The sequence below is a fragment of the Halococcus morrhuae DSM 1307 genome, assembly GCF_000336695.1.
GTDB classification, from domain to species: domain Archaea; phylum Halobacteriota; class Halobacteria; order Halobacteriales; family Halococcaceae; genus Halococcus; species Halococcus morrhuae.
This window is the reverse complement of the sequence record NZ_AOMC01000077.1, coordinates 1-1,038: the sequence shown is the minus strand read 5'-3', so window position 1 is coordinate 1,038 and position 1,038 is coordinate 1. Positions and strand designations below refer to the sequence as shown.

Below are 1,038 nucleotides of genomic sequence, written 5' to 3'. Positions count from 1 at the left end.
CCGCCGGATGGGTGGGCTCCCGCTGATAAAGATAAGTGATCGACGCTCATAGCGGCTCACATGGGCTGGTTGAGCAGACACTCGCTCGCGATCTCGTCGATCGTGTTTCTCGCCGCCAGCGTCCTGTTGGCCGTCGTGCTCGGCTACGCGGGGCTGGTCGCCGTCTCGGGGCTCGCGGCGGGCACAGCGCTCGCCAGCGTACTCACGGAGCTCGCTGTCCCCTATCTCCCGATCGTCGCACTCCTGCTGGTGCTCGTCGTGGTTTCCGGGGTGGTTGCCACGTGGAGCGCGCTGCGCCGGCTGTCGATCCCGAAAAGCGAGCGGTTCGGCACCGCGGCCGAACGGATCGAGCAACGCTATCCCGTCGTCGACGGGTTCGGCATCTCGGAGTTCGTCTCGCCGCCGGAGCCGACGACCGAGGAGGCCCTCGCCGATCTGAAACGCCGGTACGTCGACGGCGAACTCGACGAGGCGGCCTTCGAGCACAAACTCGATCGCCTCGTCGCCACCGAGTCGGTCGACGACGTCCGTGCCGAGCGCGAGCGCAGGGCCGTCTTGGACGAGTCGTCGAACGGTTCTAGCCGTTGAACAGCGACGAGCTCCGACTGGCACGTTCCTACTCGGGATACGGTCGGGCACTCCTGCCCGTTGGCGAAAGAGTGTGCTTCGTGCGGCTGTTGGAACCCGTCATGGAGGAGAAGTCGCTGTTCGGCGACCGTTTCCGACGCGATCGACGTAATTTCGCTGTCCGGCTCGACGTTCAGATACTGCTCGGAGCCGGGGTGTGTCGATGAGCGATGAGAGCCACCCTAAGGCCGAAGCTCACGACGTGCGCCTCGGCGTCGATGTCGGCGGGACGTTCACCGATGTCGTTCTCCTCGACGGCGACGATCTCACGACCACGAAGGTGCCGAGCACCGAGGATCAGAGCGTCGGCGTGATCGAAGGCATCGAGAAAGCCTGTGCCGAGGCGGCCGTTGCTCCCGAAGGGATCGACTCGTTCGCCCACGGGATGACCGTCTCGGTCAACGCCCTCCT

At 65.5% G+C, this 1,038-nt stretch carries 2 protein-coding genes; both read left to right on the top strand.

The features are described from left to right. Positions 1-60: 60 nt before the first annotated feature. Entirely contained in the window at positions 61-588 is a 528-nt protein-coding gene (locus tag C448_RS05355) for an SHOCT domain-containing protein (protein ID WP_004052428.1), read from the top strand. Positions 589-790: 202 nt separating this feature from the next. Next, the coding region (locus tag C448_RS05345) for a hydantoinase/oxoprolinase N-terminal domain-containing protein (RefSeq protein WP_004052425.1) at positions 791-1,038 on the top strand (248 nt) is incomplete at its 3' end.